General features: G+C 62.5%; 11 protein-coding genes. 8 read left to right on the top strand and 3 right to left on the bottom strand.

The window, feature by feature from the left end:
* Positions 1-70: 70 nt before the first annotated feature.
* The 6 genes from AAFH49_RS01735 to AAFH49_RS01710 all read left to right on the top strand — a co-directional run bounded on the left by AAFH49_RS01735 (position 71) and on the right by AAFH49_RS01710 (position 10,169).
* The gene (locus tag AAFH49_RS01735; RefSeq protein WP_342295521.1) at positions 71-1,795 is read left to right on the top strand and encodes a ribulokinase; all 1,725 of its coding nucleotides are present in this window, start codon (positions 71-73) and stop codon (positions 1,793-1,795) included.
* Complete coding sequence (locus AAFH49_RS01730; protein ID WP_342295520.1) at positions 1,792-2,493, top strand: L-ribulose-5-phosphate 4-epimerase; 702 nt, start codon at positions 1,792-1,794, stop codon at positions 2,491-2,493. Before AAFH49_RS01735 ends, AAFH49_RS01730 begins: the two co-directional genes overlap by 4 nt.
* 77 nt (positions 2,494-2,570) lie before the next feature.
* Complete coding sequence (araA, locus tag AAFH49_RS01725; RefSeq protein WP_342295519.1) at positions 2,571-4,058, top strand: L-arabinose isomerase; 1,488 nt, start codon at positions 2,571-2,573, stop codon at positions 4,056-4,058.
* Between the two features lie 84 nt (positions 4,059-4,142).
* Entirely contained in the window at positions 4,143-6,215 is a 2,073-nt protein-coding gene (locus tag AAFH49_RS01720; RefSeq protein WP_342295517.1) for an alpha-L-arabinofuranosidase C-terminal domain-containing protein, read from the top strand.
* 64 nt (positions 6,216-6,279) lie between these two features.
* Entirely contained in the window at positions 6,280-8,109 is a 1,830-nt protein-coding gene (locus tag AAFH49_RS01715; RefSeq protein WP_342295515.1) for an NPCBM/NEW2 domain-containing protein, read from the top strand.
* Positions 8,110-8,120: 11 nt separating this feature from the next.
* Entirely contained in the window at positions 8,121-10,169 is a 2,049-nt protein-coding gene (locus AAFH49_RS01710) for a glycoside hydrolase family 127 protein (protein WP_342295514.1), read from the top strand.
* 147 nt (positions 10,170-10,316) lie between these two features.
* On the opposite strand, the gene AAFH49_RS01705 is transcribed toward AAFH49_RS01710, so the two are convergent.
* A complete protein-coding gene (locus AAFH49_RS01705) occupies positions 10,317-11,279 on the bottom strand; it encodes a glycoside hydrolase family 43 protein (protein ID WP_342295512.1) in 963 nt (320 codons plus the stop codon).
* Positions 11,280-11,452: 173 nt separating this feature from the next.
* Here AAFH49_RS01705 and AAFH49_RS01700 point away from each other — a divergent pair, with 173 nt between their 5' ends.
* Both AAFH49_RS01700 and AAFH49_RS01695 read left to right on the top strand, forming a co-directional pair.
* A complete protein-coding gene (locus AAFH49_RS01700; RefSeq protein ID WP_342295511.1) occupies positions 11,453-12,715 on the top strand; it encodes a zinc dependent phospholipase C family protein in 1,263 nt (420 codons plus the stop codon).
* Between the two features lie 155 nt (positions 12,716-12,870).
* Positions 12,871-16,416: a T9SS type A sorting domain-containing protein gene (locus AAFH49_RS01695; RefSeq protein WP_342295509.1), complete on the top strand. Its 3,546-nt coding sequence runs from the start codon at positions 12,871-12,873 to the stop codon at positions 16,414-16,416.
* 100 nt (positions 16,417-16,516) lie between these two features.
* Here the strand turns inward: AAFH49_RS01695 and eutC are convergent, their stop codons facing one another.
* Both eutC and AAFH49_RS01685 read right to left on the bottom strand, forming a co-directional pair.
* Positions 16,517-17,263 carry an ethanolamine ammonia-lyase subunit EutC gene (gene eutC, locus AAFH49_RS01690; RefSeq protein ID WP_342295507.1) on the bottom strand — a complete coding sequence of 249 codons (747 nt, stop codon included), beginning with the start codon at positions 17,261-17,263 and terminating at the stop codon, positions 16,517-16,519.
* A gap of 19 nt (positions 17,264-17,282) precedes the next feature.
* Complete coding sequence (locus AAFH49_RS01685) at positions 17,283-17,762, bottom strand: cupin domain-containing protein (RefSeq protein ID WP_342295505.1); 480 nt, start codon at positions 17,760-17,762, stop codon at positions 17,283-17,285.
* Between the last annotated feature and the right edge of the window lie 31 nt (positions 17,763-17,793).

Genomic DNA, 17,793 nt, shown 5'->3' with positions numbered 1-17,793 from the left:
GGACTTTTAGTCCGTGCCCGAATAACCATACTATTCTATCGCGGACTAAAAGTCCGCGCTACTATCACCTATGCAACAAATCACCACCCCCGCCTACGTCATCGGCATCGACTACGGCACCGACTCCGTCCGCGCCCTGCTCGTGGATGCCCGCACCGGCACCGAAGTAGCCCAGGCCGTGCACAACTACGCCCGCTGGAAAACTGGGCAATTCTGCAACCCCACGCGCAACCAGTTCCGCCAGCACCCGCTCGACCATATCGAGGGCCTGGAGGCCGTGGTGCGCCGCGTGGCCCGGCAGGTGCCCGCCGCGCAGGTCGTGGGCCTGGCCGTGGACACCACCGGCTCCACGCCCGGACCCGTGAACGCGCAGGGGGTGGCCCTGGCCCTCACGCCCGGCTTCGAGAATAACCCCAACGCCATGTTCGTGCTCTGGAAAGACCACACGGCCCTGGCCGAAGCGGCCGAAATCAACCACAAAGCCCGCACCTGGGGCGGCGAAGATTACACTAAATATTCAGGCGGTATCTACTCCTCGGAGTGGTTCTGGGCCAAAATCACGCACATTCTGCGCGAGGATGAGGCCGTGGCCGCTGCTGCCCATTCCTGGATGGAGCACTGCGACTGGCTGACCCTGCTCCTGACGGGCGGCGACCTCGCCACCTTTAAGCGCAGCCGCTGCGCCGCCGGCCACAAGGCCATGTGGCACGCGAGCTGGGGCGGCCTGCCCTCCGAGCAGTTTCTCACCCACCTCGAACCAAAACTGGCTGGTTTACACAATCGATTATTCACCGAAACGTACACCGCCGATGAGGTGGCTGGCCATCTCTCCGAAGAGTGGGCCCAGCGCCTCGGCCTGACCACCGCTACGGTAGTCGCGGTGGGTTCATTCGATGCCCACGCGGGGGCCATCGCGGGCGAAATCGAGGCCTATTCGATGGTGAAGGTGATGGGCACCTCGACCTGCGACATCGTGGTCGCGCCCACGGCCGAAGTGGGTGACCATTTAGTGGCCGGCATCTGCGGGCAAGTGGATGGCTCCGTGATTCCGGGCATGCTGGGGCTGGAAGCCGGGCAGTCAGCTTTTGGTGATTTGCTGGCCTGGTTCCGCAACATCGTGGAGTGGCCGCTGTACAACGTGCTGCAACATTCCAAAGTCCTGACACCAGAGCTGCAGGCCGCCCTGCGCGAAGAAATGAGCGACGCGCTACTGGTGCAGCTCAGCGAAGCCGCCGCTGCCGTGGACCCCGCCGAAAGCGCCGTCTTGGCCCTCGACTGGGTGAACGGCCGCCGCACGCCCGACGCCAACCAGGCCCTGAAAGGCGCGATAATGAACCTGACAATGGGCACCAATGCGCCCCAGATTTTCCGGGCGCTGGTGGAGGCCATCTGCTACGGCTCGAAGCAGATTGTGGAGCGGTTTGAGGCCGAAGGCATTCCCGTGAAGCAGGTTATCGGCATCGGCGGCGTAGCCAAAAAGTCGCGGTTTGTGATGCAAACTCTGGCCGATGTGCTCGACCGGCCCATCAAAATCGCCGTGTCGGAGCAGGCTCCAGCGTTGGGCGCGGCCATGTATGCGGCCGTGGCCGCCGGCATTCAGCCCGACGTGCAAACGGCCCAGAAGGCCATGGGCTCCGGCTTCGCCGAAACCTACACGCCCAACCCCGCCCGCGTGGCCGACTACGCCGCTCGCTACGCGCAGTACCAGTCCTTCGGCCGCTTTGTGGAAAGCGCGACCAACGGCCCGGCCGAACCAGTTGAGGAAACCGAAACCGCCGCTATCGCCACCGCATGAGCCAGTACCAGGAATTGAAACAGGCGTGCTACGACGCCAACATGCAACTACCCAAGCTCGGGCTGGTGCTGTTCACCTTCGGCAACGCCAGCGTGGTGGACCGCGAGAAGCGCGTGTTCGCCATCAAGCCCAGCGGCGTGCCCTACGACCTGCTGAAGCCGGAGGATATTGTCATTCTCGACTTCGCCAACAACGTGCTGGAAGGGGAGAAGCGGCCTTCATCCGACACCAAAACCCACGCCGTGCTCTACAGCCACTGGGAGCATATCGGCGGCATCGTGCACACGCACAGCACCTACGCCACTGCCTGGGCCCAGGCCCAACTCGATATTCCCATCCTCGGCACCACTCACGCCGACCACCTGACGGCCGACGTGCCCTGCGCCCCGCCCATGGACGATGCCATGATTGCCGGCGACTACGAGCACCAGACCGGCTGGCAAATCCTCAACGAATTCCAGCGCCGCGGTCTCTCGCCCACGGAAGTAGAAATGGTGCTGCTGGCCAACCACGCCCCCTTCACCTGGGGTAAAACGGTGGATAAAGCCGTGTACAACAGCGCTGTGCTCGAAGAAATAGCCCGCATGGCTTACCTCAGCTGCACCCTGCGCCCGGAAGTGCCACGCCTGAAAGACGCCCTCATTCGCAAGCACTACGAGCGCAAGCACGGCGTGAATTCCTACTACGGACAACAGTAGCGCGGACTTTTAGTCCGCGCCCGAAACATCCCCAACCCATCCCTCCAAACGCGGACTGAAAGTCCGCGCTACTTCTCATGATTGACCTCACCCATTACGAAGCCTGGTTCGTCACTGGCACCCAGCACCTCTACGGCCCCGAAACCCTGGAAGAAGTGGCCCGCCACTCGCAGGAAATCGCCAAGGAGCTTGGCCTCAAGCTGCCCATCAAAATCGTCTATAAGCCCATTCTGAAGACCCCGCAGGAGATTTATAAGCTCATGCAGGAGGCCAACACGGCCGAAAACTGCGTGGGCCTGATTGCCTGGATGCACACTTTCTCGCCGGCCAAAATGTGGATTAACGGCCTGAAAATCCTGCAGAAGCCGCTGGCGCATCTGCACACGCAGTATAACAGCGACATTCCGTGGGCCGATATTGACATGGACTTTATGAACACCAATCAATCGGCGCACGGTGACCGGGAATTTGGCTTCATCGGCGCCCGGATGCGGCTGAAGCGCAAGGTGATAGTAGGCCACTGGCAGAGCGCGGCGGTGCACGAGAGCCTGAGCATCTGGAGCCGCGTGGCCACGGCCTGGGCCGACTGGCAGGGCGGCAAGTTCATCCGCTTCGGCGACAACATGCGCTACGTGGCCGTGACCGAAGGCGACAAGGTGGAAGCCGAAATCAAGTTTGGCTACGAGGTGAATACCTACGGCATCGGCGATTTGGTGGCGGTGGTGAATGAGGTGAGCGACAGCCAGATTGACGAGCTGCTGGCTACTTATGAAAAAGAATACGAGCTGGCCGAGGACCTGAAAGCCGGCGGTGCCCAGCGCGAAAGCCTGCGCGAAGCCGCCCGCATCGAGGCCGGCATGCGCAAGTTCCTGCAAGACAAGGGAGCCAAAGGCTTCACCGATACTTTTGAGGACCTGCACGGCATGGCGCAGCTGCCCGGCATCGCCACGCAGCGCCTCATGGCTGAGGGCTACGGCTTCGGCGGCGAGGGCGACTGGAAAACCTCGGCCCTGGTGCGCGCCATGAAGGTGATGGGCGCGGGCCTGCCCGGCGGCAACTCCTTCATGGAGGACTACACCTACCACTTCGAGCCCGGCAACGAGCAGGTGCTCGGCTCGCACATGCTGGAAATTTGCCCGAGCATCGCCGCCGGCAAAGTGAAGGTGGAAGTGCACCCGCTGGGCATCGGCGGCAAGGCCGACCCAGCCCGCTTGGTATTCAACTGCCCCGCCGGCCCGGCCCTGAACGCCACCATCGTGGACCTCGGCAACCGCTTCCGCCTGATTGTGAACGAAGTAGAAGCCGTGCTGCCCGCCGCCGACCTGCCCAAGCTGCCCGTGGCCCGCGTGCTCTGGAAAATCAAGCCCGATATGGCTACCGGCGCGGCTGCCTGGATATTAGCTGGTGGGGCCCACCACACCGGCTACAGCCAGAACTTGACCGCCGAGTACCTCGAAGATTTCGCCGAAATGGCCGGGATTGAATTCGTGATTATTGATGCTGATACCAAGCTGCGGACCTTTAAGAACGAGCTGCGGTACAACGAAGTAGCTTTTCGCGGGTAGGGGCGGAGCTTGCTAAAACAGGCCTTCATGCTGAGCGAAATCGAAGCATGACGTTCTTTTTGAGACTTACAACCCATTATCATCATGCGAATTCCTACCGCTGGCCTGCCCGCATTTCTGGTTCTGCTGGGCCTGTTGACCGGCCCCGCTGTCCTGGCCCAAACGGCCCCCGCCACCCTCACCGTGCAGGTGAACAAGCCCGGTGCACCGGTGCCCAAAAACATGTACGGCCTGTTTTTCGAAGACATCAACTTCGCGGCCGATGGCGGGCTGTACCCCGAGCTGGTGAAGAACAAGTCGTTTGAAACCGACGACCACCTCATTGGCTGGAAGGCCATTCGGGGCGCGGCCGGCCTGGCCGATTACCGCGTGTCGGGCGACCAGCCCATTGGCAACACCAACCGCCATTTCCTGCGCCTGAGCGTGAAAACCGCCAGCCCCGATGCCGGTTTTGTGAACGAAGGCTTCCGGGGCATGGGCCTGAAGCAGGGCGCGGAATACACCTTCTCGGTGTACCTGCGGCGCGGTCCCGGCAGCATATCGGCCCTGAACGTGGCGCTGGAGGAGCCCGGCCGCCGCGCCGGCGGCCCCGAAATCGCCGCATCAGGCCAGCCGCTGGCCCAGGCCCAAATTACGGGCCTCACCGGCGAGTGGAAGAAGTATAGCGTGGTGCTCCGGCCTACAGCCACGGCGGCCAAAGCCCGTCTCAAACTGACCGTGGAAGGCACCGGCACTGCCGATATCGACGTGGTTTCGCTCTTCCCGAAGGACACGTACCTGAAGCGTGAGAATGGCCTGCGGCCCGACCTCGTGCAGCTGCTCAAGGACATGAAGCCCGGCTTCCTGCGCTTCCCCGGCGGCTGCATCGTGGAGGGCATGACGCTGGATAACCGCTACCAGTGGAAGGAAACCATTGGCGAGGTAGCCAGCCGCCAGCCCATGATAAACCGCTGGAACAAAGAATTTAAACAGCGCTACACGCCCGATTATTACCAGTCGTTCGGGCTGGGCTTCTTCGAGTATTTCCAGCTTTCGGAGGACATTGGGGCTGAGCCGCTGCCTATTCTGAACGTGGGCATGGCCTGCCAGTTCAACTCGGCCGAGCTAGCCCCCCTCGGCAGCGCGGCCAAGGGGCCGAACGCGGCCGGGCCGGGCGACGAGCCCACGTTGGATACCTTCATTCAGGACGCGCTGGATTTGGTGGAATTCGCCAACGGCCCCGCCACCTCCACCTGGGGTGCCAAGCGCGTGGCCATGGGCCACCCCGCGCCGTTCAACCTGAAGATGATTGGCATCGGCAACGAGCAGTGGGGGCCGCAGTACCTGGAGCGCTACGAGCCGTTTGCCAAAGCACTGAAGGCCAAATACCCGACTATTCAGATTGTGAGCAGCGCCGGGCCGTCGCCGGAGGGCGAGCTTTTTGACAAAGCCACAGCCACGCTGCGGGCGCAGAAGGCCGAGTTTATCGACGAGCACTACTACGCCCGGCCGGAGTGGTTCCGTCAGCACGTGGACCGCTACGACAACTACCCACGCACCGGCTCCAAAATCTTCGCCGGCGAGTACGCCGCCCAGAGCGCCGGCATTGCCAGCCAGGAAAACAAGAACAACTGGGACTGCGCCCTCTCCGAAGCCGCCTTCATGACGGGGTTGGAGCGCAATGCCGATGTGGTAGCTATGGCGTCCTACGCGCCGCTGTTCGCCCACGTCGATGCCTGGCAGTGGACGCCGAACCTCATTTGGTTCGACAACCTGAACGCCTACGGCACGGTGAATTACTACGTGCAGCAGCTTTTCAGCCAGAACAAGGGCACCACCATGCTGCCCGTGCAGTTGCCCGCCAACGCCAAAAACGGCACCGATAACCTCTTCGCCAGCGCCGTGGCCGACGATGCGGCCGGCGACATCGTGGTGAAGCTGGTGAACTACTCCGCTACGCCCCGCGCTGTGAAAGTGAGCCTGACCGGGGCCAAAAAGCTCGGCAAAACTGGCCGCGCCCTGGTGATGGCCTCCGACGATTTAAACACTCAGAACAGCCTCCAGGAGCCGAAGAAACTCACGCCGCAGGAATCGAAATTCGCCGTGGCTGGGTCGGTGGTGAGTTATACGCTGGCCCCGAACTCGCTCACGGTGCTGCGCATTCCGGGCAAGCGCTAGGGGCGGGGGCAAGCCCTACCGGGTACGACCCCGCCCTTACACTGTCCGTAGCGACACATCATCCATGAAAAAAAATAAAACGCTATTGGCTGCCGGTTTGCTGCTGGGCATCGTTCCCTGTCACGCCCAAAAAGCCGCCTCGAAAACCGACTTCCACCAGTGGGCCGCCACGCCGCCCATGGGCTGGAACAGCTGGGACTGCTACGGCCCCACCGTGACCGAAGCCGAGGTGCGCGCCAACGCCGATTACATGGCGAAAAACCTCAAAAGCAGCGGCTGGGAATACGTAGTGGTGGATATCCGCTGGTACGTGGGCAACGACACGGCCCACGGCTACAACGAGAAAAACCCCGACTGGAACCTCGACGAATACGGCCGCTTCATCCCGGCCGTGAACCGATTTCCCTCGGCGGCCGGCGGCAAGGGCTTCAAGCCGCTGGCCGATTACCTGCACGCCAAGGGGCTGAAATTCGGCATTCACATCATGCGCGGCGTGCCGGTGGTGGCGGTGCAACGCCGGCTGCCCATCCTCGGCACCAAGCTGACGGCTGCCGACATATATAGCAAGGAAAGCCTAGCCCGCTGGCTGCACGATATGTACACGGTGAAAGCCGGGCCGGGCGCGCAGGAATACTACGATTCGCTGTTCAAGCTCTATGCCGCGTGGGGGCTGGATTTCGTGAAAGTCGATGACCTTTCGGAGCCCTACCACAAGCCGGAAGTGGAGATGATTCGGCGGGCCATTGATAAGTCGGGCCGCAAAATCGTGTTCAGCACCTCGCCCGGTGAAACCCCGATTGCGGAAGCCAAACACGTTGCTGCCAATGCCAATATGTGGCGCACCGTGGGCGACTTCTGGGACAGCTGGGAGCAACTCAAGGAGCATTTTGAGGTCTGTAACCGCTGGGCACCTTACATCCAACCCGGCGCTTTTCCCGATGCGGATATGCTGCCGCTGGGCCGCCTGGGCATCCGCGCCGAGCGGGGCGACGACCGCCAGACCCGCTTCACGCCCGACGAGCAGCGCACCCTGATGACGCTCTGGAGCGTATTCCGCTCCCCGCTGATGTTCGGCGGCGACCTGCCCAGCAACGACGCCGCCACGCTGGCTTTACTCACCAACAAAAATGTGCTGGCCGTGAACCGCAGCAGCACCCACAACCGCCAGCTGTTCCGCGGCGGCGACCTCGTGGCCTGGACCGCCGACGACCCCACCACCGGCGATAAATTCCTGGCCCTTTTCAACGCCCAGGACCAGGAGCTGGCCCCCGCCAGCGAAGCCGTGTGGGCCAGCGGACTAATAAATCGACAAACCCCAGGCAATGCGGCCGACGTGGACATCACCGGCGCCACCAAGCTCTACCTGAACGTGCGCGACGGCGGCGACGGCACCGCCTGGGACCACGCCGACTGGCTAAACCCCACGCTGAGCGGTGGCGGCAAAACGGTGGCTTTGACGACGCTGCCGTGGCGCAATGCCAGCGCCGGCTGGGGCAAGTCTACAGTAAACAAAAGCGTATCAGGCGCGCCGCTGCTGGTGGCCGGGAAAGCCTATGAAACCGGCATCGGCACCCACGCCAACTCCATCATCGAATACGACCTGCCGGCTGGCTCCACGCACCTCAGCACCACAGTTGGGCTCGATAATGCGGCGGCCGTGCAGAACACCGGCGGCACGCTCGATTTCCTGGTTTTCACCAAATCGCCTTACCGGCCGGCCCCCGCCGATTCGGTGCGCGTGCCGGTGCTGCTGAAGGAGCTGGGAATTGCCAGCGAAGCAACCGTAACCGACCTGTGGAGCGGCCGAAAAATTGGTGAATTCACAACGGAGTTTGCGCCTTATATCCGGCGGCACGGGGCGGCGCTGTATCGCATTTCTGCTCGCAAAAAGTAACAGCATCCATCATGATGACTTCGAAGCTATTCCTGTTGTTTTTGGGTTTGGGCGTGGCCGGCCCGGCCGTGGCCCAGCACACCGATTACCCCATTCAGGCCGTCCCCTTCACTAAAGTGAAGCTGACGGACAGCTTCTGGCTGCCGCGCCTCAAAACCAACACCGACGTCACCATTCCCGCATCCTTCGCCCGCTGCGAAGCCACCAATCGGGTGAAGAACTTCGAGATGGCGGCGGCAAAATCGGGCAAGTTTGCCACGGGTTACCCTTTCGATGATACCGATATCTACAAGACCATCGAAGGCGCATCATATTCCATGAGCGTGTACCCCGACGCCAAGCTGGACGCTTACATCGACGGCCTGATTGCCAAAGTAGGCGCGGCCCAGGAGCCCGATGGCTACCTCTACACGGCCCGCACCATCGACCCCGCGCACCCACACGCTTGGTCAGGCAAAGAGCGTTGGGAAAAGGAGCGCGAGCTAAGCCACGAACTCTACAATTCCGGCCACCTCTACGAGTCGGCAGTGGCTCATTACGAGGCCACCGGCAAGAAAACCCTGCTCAACATCGCCCTCAAAAATGCCGATTTGGTGTGCTCCGTTTTCGGTCCCGGCAAGCGCACCGTGGCGCCCGGTCACGAAATCGTGGAAATGGGTTTGGTGAAGCTCTACCGCGTCACGGGCAAGCCTGAATACTTGAGCACGGCGAAGTTCTTTATCGAGGCGCGGGGCCAGTACAAGGGCTACGACGCCAAGAGCCACGACCCATTCAAAAACGGCCAGTACTGGCAGGACGACAAGCCGGTGTACAACCAAAAAGAAGCCGAAGGCCACGCCGTGCGCGCCGAATACCTCTACTCGGCCATGGCCGATGTGGCCGCCCTCACCGGCGATAAGAAGCTGCTGGCCGCCGTGGATACCATCTGGAATAACATGGTGGCGAAGAAATTATACGTAACGGGCGGCACCGGCGCGGTGCCCGGCGGCGAGCGGTTTGGGGCCAACTACGAGCTGCCCAACGCCACGGCCTACAACGAAACCTGCGCCTCGGTGGCCGACGTGTACTGGAACCAGCGTATGTTCCAGCTCCACGGCGATGCCAAGTATGTCGACGTGATGGAAAAAGTGCTCTACAATGGCCTGATTTCCGGCGTGGGCCTCGATGGCAAAAGCTTTTTCTACAGCAACGCGATGCAGATTAAGAGCAGCGCCAGCTTTCCCCAGACCGAGCCGGCGCGGGCGGGCTGGTTCGAATGCTCGTGCTGCCCCACCAACCTGGCCCGCCTAATGCCCGCTCTGCCCGGCTACGTCTACGCCCAGAACGGCCGGGATTTGTACGTGAACCTCTTCGTGAGCGGCACCAGCAACCTAAGCATCGGCAAGCAAAAAGTTAGCATCATTCAGCAGAACAACTACCCATGGGACGGCGGCCTGAAATTCACCGTGAACCCGGCTGCCACCACCGATTTTACCCTGCTGCTGCGCATTCCCGGCTGGGCGCGCAACGAGGCCATGCCCTCGAATCTGTACACCTTCGCCACACCTTCCGGGCAGGCGGCCACCCTCAAAATCAACGGCAAGCCCGTGGCCTACACCCTACGCAACGGCTACGCCGTGCTGGCCCGCAAGTGGCACAAAGGCGACGTTATTGACCTGACTTTGCCCATGGAAGTGCGCCGCGTGCTGGCCAATGCCAAGGTGAAGGACGACCTCGGTAAAGTGGCTTTGCAGCGTGGCCCGGTCATGTACTGCGCCGAGTGGAAGGACAATAATGGCAAAACCAGCAACCTCATCGTGCCCGTCGGCGCGGCTTTCAGCACCATCTACCAGCCCGGCCTGCTCAACGGCATGATGACCCTGACGGCCACCGTTCCGGCGGTGGAGGTAGATGCCAGCGCCACGGCCATCCGCACCGTGCCGCAGACGCTCACGGCCATCCCGTACTACGCCTGGGCCAACCGCGGCAAGGGCGAAATGACCGTCTGGTTCCCCGAGCGCATCACCGATGTGGACCTGCTGAGCCAGCCCGCCACCACGGAGGCGACGGTGGGGAAATAGGGTCTGATGTATAGAACAAAAACGAACGTCATGCAGAGCGCAGCGAAGCATCTTTACCGCAGCTACTAATCCCATTGATTGGATTGCGTTGCGCGGGCAAGATGCTTCGCTGCGCTCTGCATAGCGGTCAATTCCCTGACATAAAGGCTACCTCGCCGCCTTCACGCCCTCCGTCGTCATCACCACGCGCTTCAAGGTGCCGTCTTTGTTATAATACAGGCTATCGATGCAGACTGAGCGGCGGAAGCTGCCGCCGTCGGTATTGGCTCCGCCGTTGTGATAGATGAAGTAGGACTGGCCTTTGAAGTCAATGATGGCCTGGTGGTTGGTGTTGGAATTTCCCGCCAGCTCGTTCAGAATGCCCTTGTATTCCCATGGGCCTTCCAGGCTGCGGCTCATGGCGTACACTATTTTTTCGGGGAATTCGGAGGCGTAGCTCAGGTAATACCAGCCGTTGTGCTCGTGTACCCACGGGGCCTCGGTGTAGCGCGGCAGGCCTTTCACGGTCTGGATGGGGCCGTCCAGCTCCGTCATATTGGCTTTGAGCTTGGCGTAATAACAGGTAGTATTTCCCCAGAATAAATAGCCCTGGCCCTTGCTGTCGACGAAAACCGTGGGGTCGATATCGGCCCAGCTAATCTTGTCGTCGGGCGTCGCGTCGGGCGTAATCAGGGCCGAGCCCCGCGCATCTTTGAACGGCCCGGTGGGGCTGTCTGATACCGCCACGCCGATGGCCTTGCCGTGAATGCAGCCGTGCTCCACGGCTGCGTACCAATAGAACTTGCCGTTGCGGGCAATCACCTGCGAGGCCCAGGCATCGTCTTTGGCCCAGGCAAAGTCCGACACTTTGAGCGGCACCGGATGCTCGGTCCAGTTCACCATATCGGTGCTGGAAAAGCAGAGCCACTCGTGCATCACGTAGCGCTCCTGGCGGGCGGGGGCTTCGTCGTGGCCGGTGTAGAGGTACACGGTGCCTTTTTGCACCATGGCGCTGGGGTCGGCCGTGTACTTGTGGCGGAAGATGGGGTTGCCGGCCGGGGTGGGAGCGGGGGCAGTTTGGGCGGCGGCTGTAGCGGCCAACAGGAACAGCGCGGGAAGAAACAGCTTCATGTTACATTCAAAATGAAAGGGCGAATCCGGGCTTACACAATCGTTTGTGCAATGTACATGCAAATTGACGGTCCCGGCAATGCGGCAGCCTATTGCCGGGGGCGGCAACGCGGCCAGGGTGTTTGCCGTTGCAAGCAACCAACGTTGTGCTTACCTTCTTCTGCACCTTTTTCATGCTCCGTATCTATTCATTTCTGCTGGTTGTGCTGCTGGCCCTGGCTGCCCGCCCGGCGGCCGGCTACGCCGTGCTGACGCATCAGGCCAACATCGACTCGACCTGGGAGCGCTGCCTGGTACCGGCCATCCTGAAGCGCTACCCGGCCTCCACGCCCGAGCAACTGGTTGATGCCAAGGCGTATGCCTACGGCGGGGCCATCATTCAGGACATGGGCTACTATCCCTTCGGCTCGGTGCTGTTCACCAACCTGACGCACTACGTGCGCTCCGGCGACTTTATCCGCAACCTCATCAACGAGTCCCGGGACCTCAACGATTACGCCTTCGCCTTGGGCGCATTGGCCCACTATTCGGCCGACCTCAACGGCCACGCCGAAGGCACCAACCGCGCCGTGCCGCTGGTGTACCCCGACCTGAAAGCGAAATTCGGCGACGTGGTGACCTACGAGCAAGGCCCCAAGCAGCATGGGCAGCTGGAGTTTTCCTTCGATGTAGTGCAACTGGCCAGCGGCAAGTACCACAGCCAGGACTACCACCAGAAAATCGGCTTCAAGGTGAGTAAGTCGCCGCTGGAGCGGGCCTTTCTGAAAACCTACGGCCTGGAGCTGGGCCAGGTGATTGTGAACGTGGACCTGAGCATTGCCAGCTACCGCTTTGCCGTGAGCCAGCTCATTCCGACGGCGGCGCGCGCGGCCTGGCACTACAAGCGCAAGGACATCGTGAAACTGAGCCCCGGGGCCCGGCGGCGCGATTACATGGCCCGCAACCACCCCAAGGCCTTCCGCAAAGAATACGGCAAGGAGTATAAGCGCCCAGGTTTCGGGGCGCGCATCATCTCGTATTTCATCCGGGTGTTGCCCAAAATTGGGCCGCTGAAACCCTTCGCTTTCAAACTGCCCACGCCGGAGGCCGAGAAGATTTTCCGGGCCAGCTTCCGCAAGGTGATGGCCAGCTACTGCGCCAACGTGGCCCGCCAGCCCGCCGACACCGCCGCCGCGCCCCTCACCCTGTCCAATGCCGACTTCGATACCGGCAAGCCCACCCACGCCGGCGAATACGGCCTGGCCGATGAAACCTACGGCGAGTGGCTGCGCAAGCTGGCCGGCAAGAAGTTCGAAAACCTCAGCCCCGTGGCCCGTCAAAACATCCTCGCCTTCTACGGCAGTACGCCCAAAACCCCGGCCTCGCAGGAAGAAAAAGAGGGCAGCAAGCAGCAGGAAACCCAGGCCGCGCTGGAGCAGCTGAAGACGCTGCGCTAGAAAAAACGTGGCCCTGCCGAAAATTGAGGTATGTGAAGAAGCTAGTGCTTGTAAGGCTGGCTTTTTTACATACCTTTCTTTTTTTAAGACTGTTTTGCCTGCTCCTGAGACTTTTGTTTACCTAACCCATCCATTCACTCATTAGTCCTTTTCCTATGTTGAAACGTTACTCGAGGGAAATGCCACTGCTACGCTGGGCGTGGCTATTGGTCTTGTTGGTGCTGCTGCCCGTGCTGGGCCAGGCCGCGCCGTTTACTCCTGGCAATCTGGTGGTGGTGCGCGTCGGCGACGGCACGGCGGGGCTTACTAGCGCTGCTACTGTGGTGGTTTTACTTGAATACACGCCGGCCGGTGGACTGGTGCAGTCCATCTCCCTGCCAACAACAGTGTTGGGCACCAATCGCATTTTGACGGTAGCGGGCTCATCGACTACCGATGCGGGCCTGACGCGCTCAGCCGACGGTGCCTATCTGGTGATAACCGGCTACGACGCCGCGCCTGGTGTGGCTGCCGTATCTGGTACGGCCCCGGCTACCACCAACCGCATAGTAGGCCGCGTGGCTGCCGATGGCTCCGTCGACACCAGTACGCGCCTGACGGATGCCACGGGCAACCTGCGCGCCGGCACTACGGCAAACGGCACCAGCTTCTACACGGCAGGTTCGTCGGGTGGGGTGCGCTACGTGCCATTCGGCAACAACGGCACCTCAACCGTCATCAGCAGCACGCCCAGCAACCTGCGCTATGTCAATACGTTCGGGGGCAACCTCTACGTTAGCAGCGCCTCCTCGCCTTTCATTGGCGTTAGCCAGGTAGGTAGCGGTTTGCCCACCACCAGTGGCCAGACGACCGTACTGCTGCCCGGCTTCCCAGCCAACAGCGCTGTAAGCCCGCTGGCCTTCTACTTCGCCGACCTTAACCCTTCGGTACCGGGAGTTGATGTCGTCTACGTGGCCGACGACGGTAACACCTCAGCCGGAGGGGGCATTCAGAAATTTAGCCTGGTCGGCAGTACCTGGACCTACAACGGCACCATTACCGGGGGCACGGGCTTGTCCATTCGCGGCCTCGATGGCCAGGTGAGTGCTGCCGGCGTCGTTACGCTGGTGGCCAGCGGCAGCGGCTTATTCTTTCTCAACGATAACAGCGGCTACAACGCTGCTCCCAGCACAGCTACCCTGCCGGCGGCCATTGCTACTGCCGGCACCAACTATTCCTTCCGCGGTGTGGCCTTTGCCAATGCGGTACCCACCATCACCAATATCGCGCCTGCCAGCGGGCAAACCGGTACGCTGGTTACGATTACGGGCACCAACTTCACGGGCGTAAAGGCCGTGACCCTGAACGGCGCGGCCATCACCGGTTACACGGTGGTAAGCGCCACGTCCATCACCTTCAACGTGCCCACGGGGGCCACCAGCGGCACCATCACCGTGACCACGCCCCTCGGCACGGCTACCAGCCCCGGCACGTTTACCGTGCTGCCCGACAACCCGGCCCCCACCATCAGCAGCCTCTCGCCCAACTCGGTGACGGTCGGGGCGGCGGCCCAGACGCTGACGGTGAACGGCACCAACTTCATTGCCTCTTCGGTGGTGAATTTCAACAGCGCAGCCCGCACCACTACCTACGTGTCGGCCACGCAGCTCACCATTCAGCTCACGGCGGGCGACCAGGCCACGGCCGGCAGCTACAACGTGACCGTGACCAACCCTGCGCCCGGCGGCGGCACCTCGGCGGCGGCCACCTTCACCGTGAATCCGGCCGCGTTGCCCAACCTGGTGGTTTCCTCCGGCACGGCGACTGCGCCCACGCCCATTACGGGCAACTACAACAACGTAACCATCAACCCCAATGCCTTCGCGGTGCTGGTAGGTCCGCTCACGGCGGCTGGCACGTTCACCATTCTGGGGGGCGGGGGACTGGCCCAGAACTGCCAGCTGCTGAGCGGCACCGGCAGCTTCGACCTGCAGGCCGGCGGCACGCTGGCGATTTGCGACCCGGCCGGCATCGCGCCCACGGGCGTGCCCACCGGCGCCGTGTTGCTGGCGGGCACCCGCACCTACAGCCCGCTGGCCAACTACATCTACAACGGCACCGCTGCTCAAGCAACGGGCCTGGGCCTGCCCACTACGGTGCTGGCCGTAGGCGTGGCCAACCCGGCCAGCGTGACCCTGAGCCAAGCCCTGAGCCTGACGCAGGGCCTGAACCTGCAGGCCGGCAACCTGATTACCGGGGGCCAGCCGTTTACCCTGCTTTCGTCGGCCACGGGCACGGCCGGCGTGGTGAATGCGGGCGGCGTGGTAGTGGGCACGGCTACCGTGCAGCGCTACATCGACAATGCCAACCCCATCGGCTACCGCCACTATTCGGCCCCGGTGAGCAACACCACGGTGAACGACCTGGCCACGGCGGGCTTCACGCCCATCTTTAATACGGCTTACAATAGTAGCCCCACGCCAGGAGCCATCCGGCCGTTCCCCAACGTGTTTGGCTACGACCAATCCCGCATTACCACCGTCACCTCCACCTATGGCCCCTTCGACAAGGGCTGGTTCGTGCCGGCCTCGGGCAGCCCCATGACGGTGAACCGCGGCTATACCGTGAACGCGCCCAACACGGCGCTGGTCGATTTTGTGGGCTTGCTAAACAACGGCAGCCAGAACTCGGGCACCCTGAGTTGGGGCACCAGCCCCGACGGGGGCTGGCAGTTGCTGGGCAACCCTTACCCGTCCCCGCTCGACTGGAGTACCGTGACCGCCACCCAACGCCCCGGCGTGGATGGGGCCATGTATGTGTTCCAGAGCAGCGGGCAGTACGGCGGCACCTACCGCTCGTATTCCAATGGCATGGGCACTTCGCCCCTCATTCCCACGGCTTCGGGCTACTTTGTGCGCCTGCAACTGCCGGTCAGCAACGGTGCCGTGAACCTGACCAACAACAACCGCGTGACCACCTTTGGCGCGGTGCCCGCCTTCGGGCGGGGGCTGGCCGATACCCGCCCGCAGCTGCACCTGGAGCTAAGCAACGCCAGCGCTGGCCGCGACGAAGCGTACGTGTACTTTGAAGCCGGTGCCACCGCCAGCCACGACGCCGAGTATGATGCCGCCAAGCTGGCTAACCCCAGCGGCCTGAACCTGGCCTCACTGGCCGCCAGCAACGAGGAAATGGCCATCAACGGCCTGCCCGTGCTGGGCAATACCGCCGTGCTGGTGCCGCTCACGGTGCAGGTGCCGCAGGCCGGCCGCTATACCTTCGAGGCCGCCAATGTGGCCAATTTCGTCGGCACTGCCACGCTGGTTGATGCCCTGACCGGTACCCGCACGGTGCTGAGCACCGGCACCAGCTACGCCTTTAGCCTGAGCGGTACCACGGCCGCCGGCCGCTTCGCCGTGGAGTTCCGCCCGGCGGGGGCGCTGGCCACCACGCCCGCCCAGGCGCTGAGCGCCCAGACCCAGCTGTTCCCGAATCCGGCTTCGGGCTCGTTCCGGGTGCAGCTGCCGGTGCTGGGCAGCAAGGCCGCAGTAGCCGCCACGCTCACCAACGCCCTCGGCCAAACCGTGCTGAGCCGCTCGCTGAGCGCCCCTGCCGGCCAAGCCATCGACGCGGAGTTTGATGTGCATGCCCTCGCGGCCGGCGTGTATACCCTGCGCCTGACCGTAGACGGCACCCTGCTGGTGCGGAAAGTGGTGGTGGAATAATGATTTTCCGCTAACAATTTTCCACTGACAATGAAGAAGGCCGGCCCCAACAGGGTCGGCCTTCTTCATTTGAAAGCAACGAAGTGGTTTCGTTAGTAAATTACTCAAGCAGCAAATCCGACTCATCCTTCAGCCCTACGCCCGACAGCTGCCGCCGTAGCGCCTCCTGCAAGAGGTGCAGCAGCCGCGCCGCCGCCGCCGGATACGCCAGCCCTTCGGGCCGGATGTTGGATACGCAGTTGCGGGCTTCATCTGTGAGGCCCGGCCGGGGTGCGTAGGTGAAGTAGGCCCCGAGGCTATCGGGCGAGCTCAGTCCCGGCCGCTCACCGATGAGCACCAGCACGAGGCGCGCCCGCAGCAGCTGGCCGATTTCGTCGCCCAATGCTACGCGGGCCTGTTCGGCCAGCACCAGCGGCCCCAGGCGAAAACCCATATGTTGTAGTTCGGGCACCAGCAGTTGCAGCAGGGGCAGGGCGTGGGTATTTATGGCCGTGGCCGAAAGACCATCGGCCAGCACGATGGTCAGGTCGCATTCCCCGTTCGCCAGTTCCGCCAGCTGCTCCCTCGAATCGTCATCCAACACCCGGCCCCAGTCGGGACGCTGCAGGTATTCCTCGCGGCTGGTGGCCAGGCTGTGCACCTGGCATATGGGCAGCTTCAGCTCCGGCAGTTCGGTCAGCAGCGCCTCTGTATTCAGGGCCGAATACACGGCGTCGCGGGCGTGGGCGTGGGCCAGCCGGAAAGCCAGCGCCTCCTGCAAAGGCACGCTGATGCCGGTGCGGCCCAGCGCAATGCGGGCGGCCGTGAAGGCGCGCAGCCCGGTCCAGGGGTCGGCAGATGGATTCATGGATGACGGGCGTGATGCGCTAGGTGAATTGTTCGATAACTGCGGCTTGCTCCGGAAACTCATTAGTTAGTCGGGCGCGGTCGGCCAGTTCGAAATCAGCAAAATCGAAGCCGGGGGCCACTGTGCAGCTCACCAGCGAAAAGCCCGTACCCGACTTCACCCGCGCCCCAAACCACGTATGAGCCGGTACCACGGCCTGAGGCAATTCGCCCCGCGCCACGTCATGACCCAGCGTCAGAACGGTGAGTTGGCCGTTTTCCAACAGCAAGACCTCCAGGGGCTGTCCCTGGTGAAAAAACCACAATTCATCGGACTGAATTCGGTGGAAATGCGACCGGTCGTTGTTTTCCAGCAGGTAGTAGATGGCCGTGCTCACGTTCCGCTGCACGCCGCTCGCGGCCGTGGTGTGCAGGGCAGCCCGGTAGGTTTCGCGGTAGTATCCGCCTTCGGGGTGGGGCTGCAGGTGCAGCTGCTGAATAAGGTCCTGGGCTGTCATCATAGCGCCGAAAGTAAACAGCACTTGGGCAAAG

The sequence above is a fragment of the Hymenobacter segetis genome, assembly GCF_038448715.1.
In the GTDB taxonomy this organism is placed as follows: Bacteria; Bacteroidota; Bacteroidia; order Cytophagales; family Hymenobacteraceae; genus Hymenobacter; species Hymenobacter segetis.
This window is presented reverse-complemented; position numbering and strand designations above follow the sequence as displayed.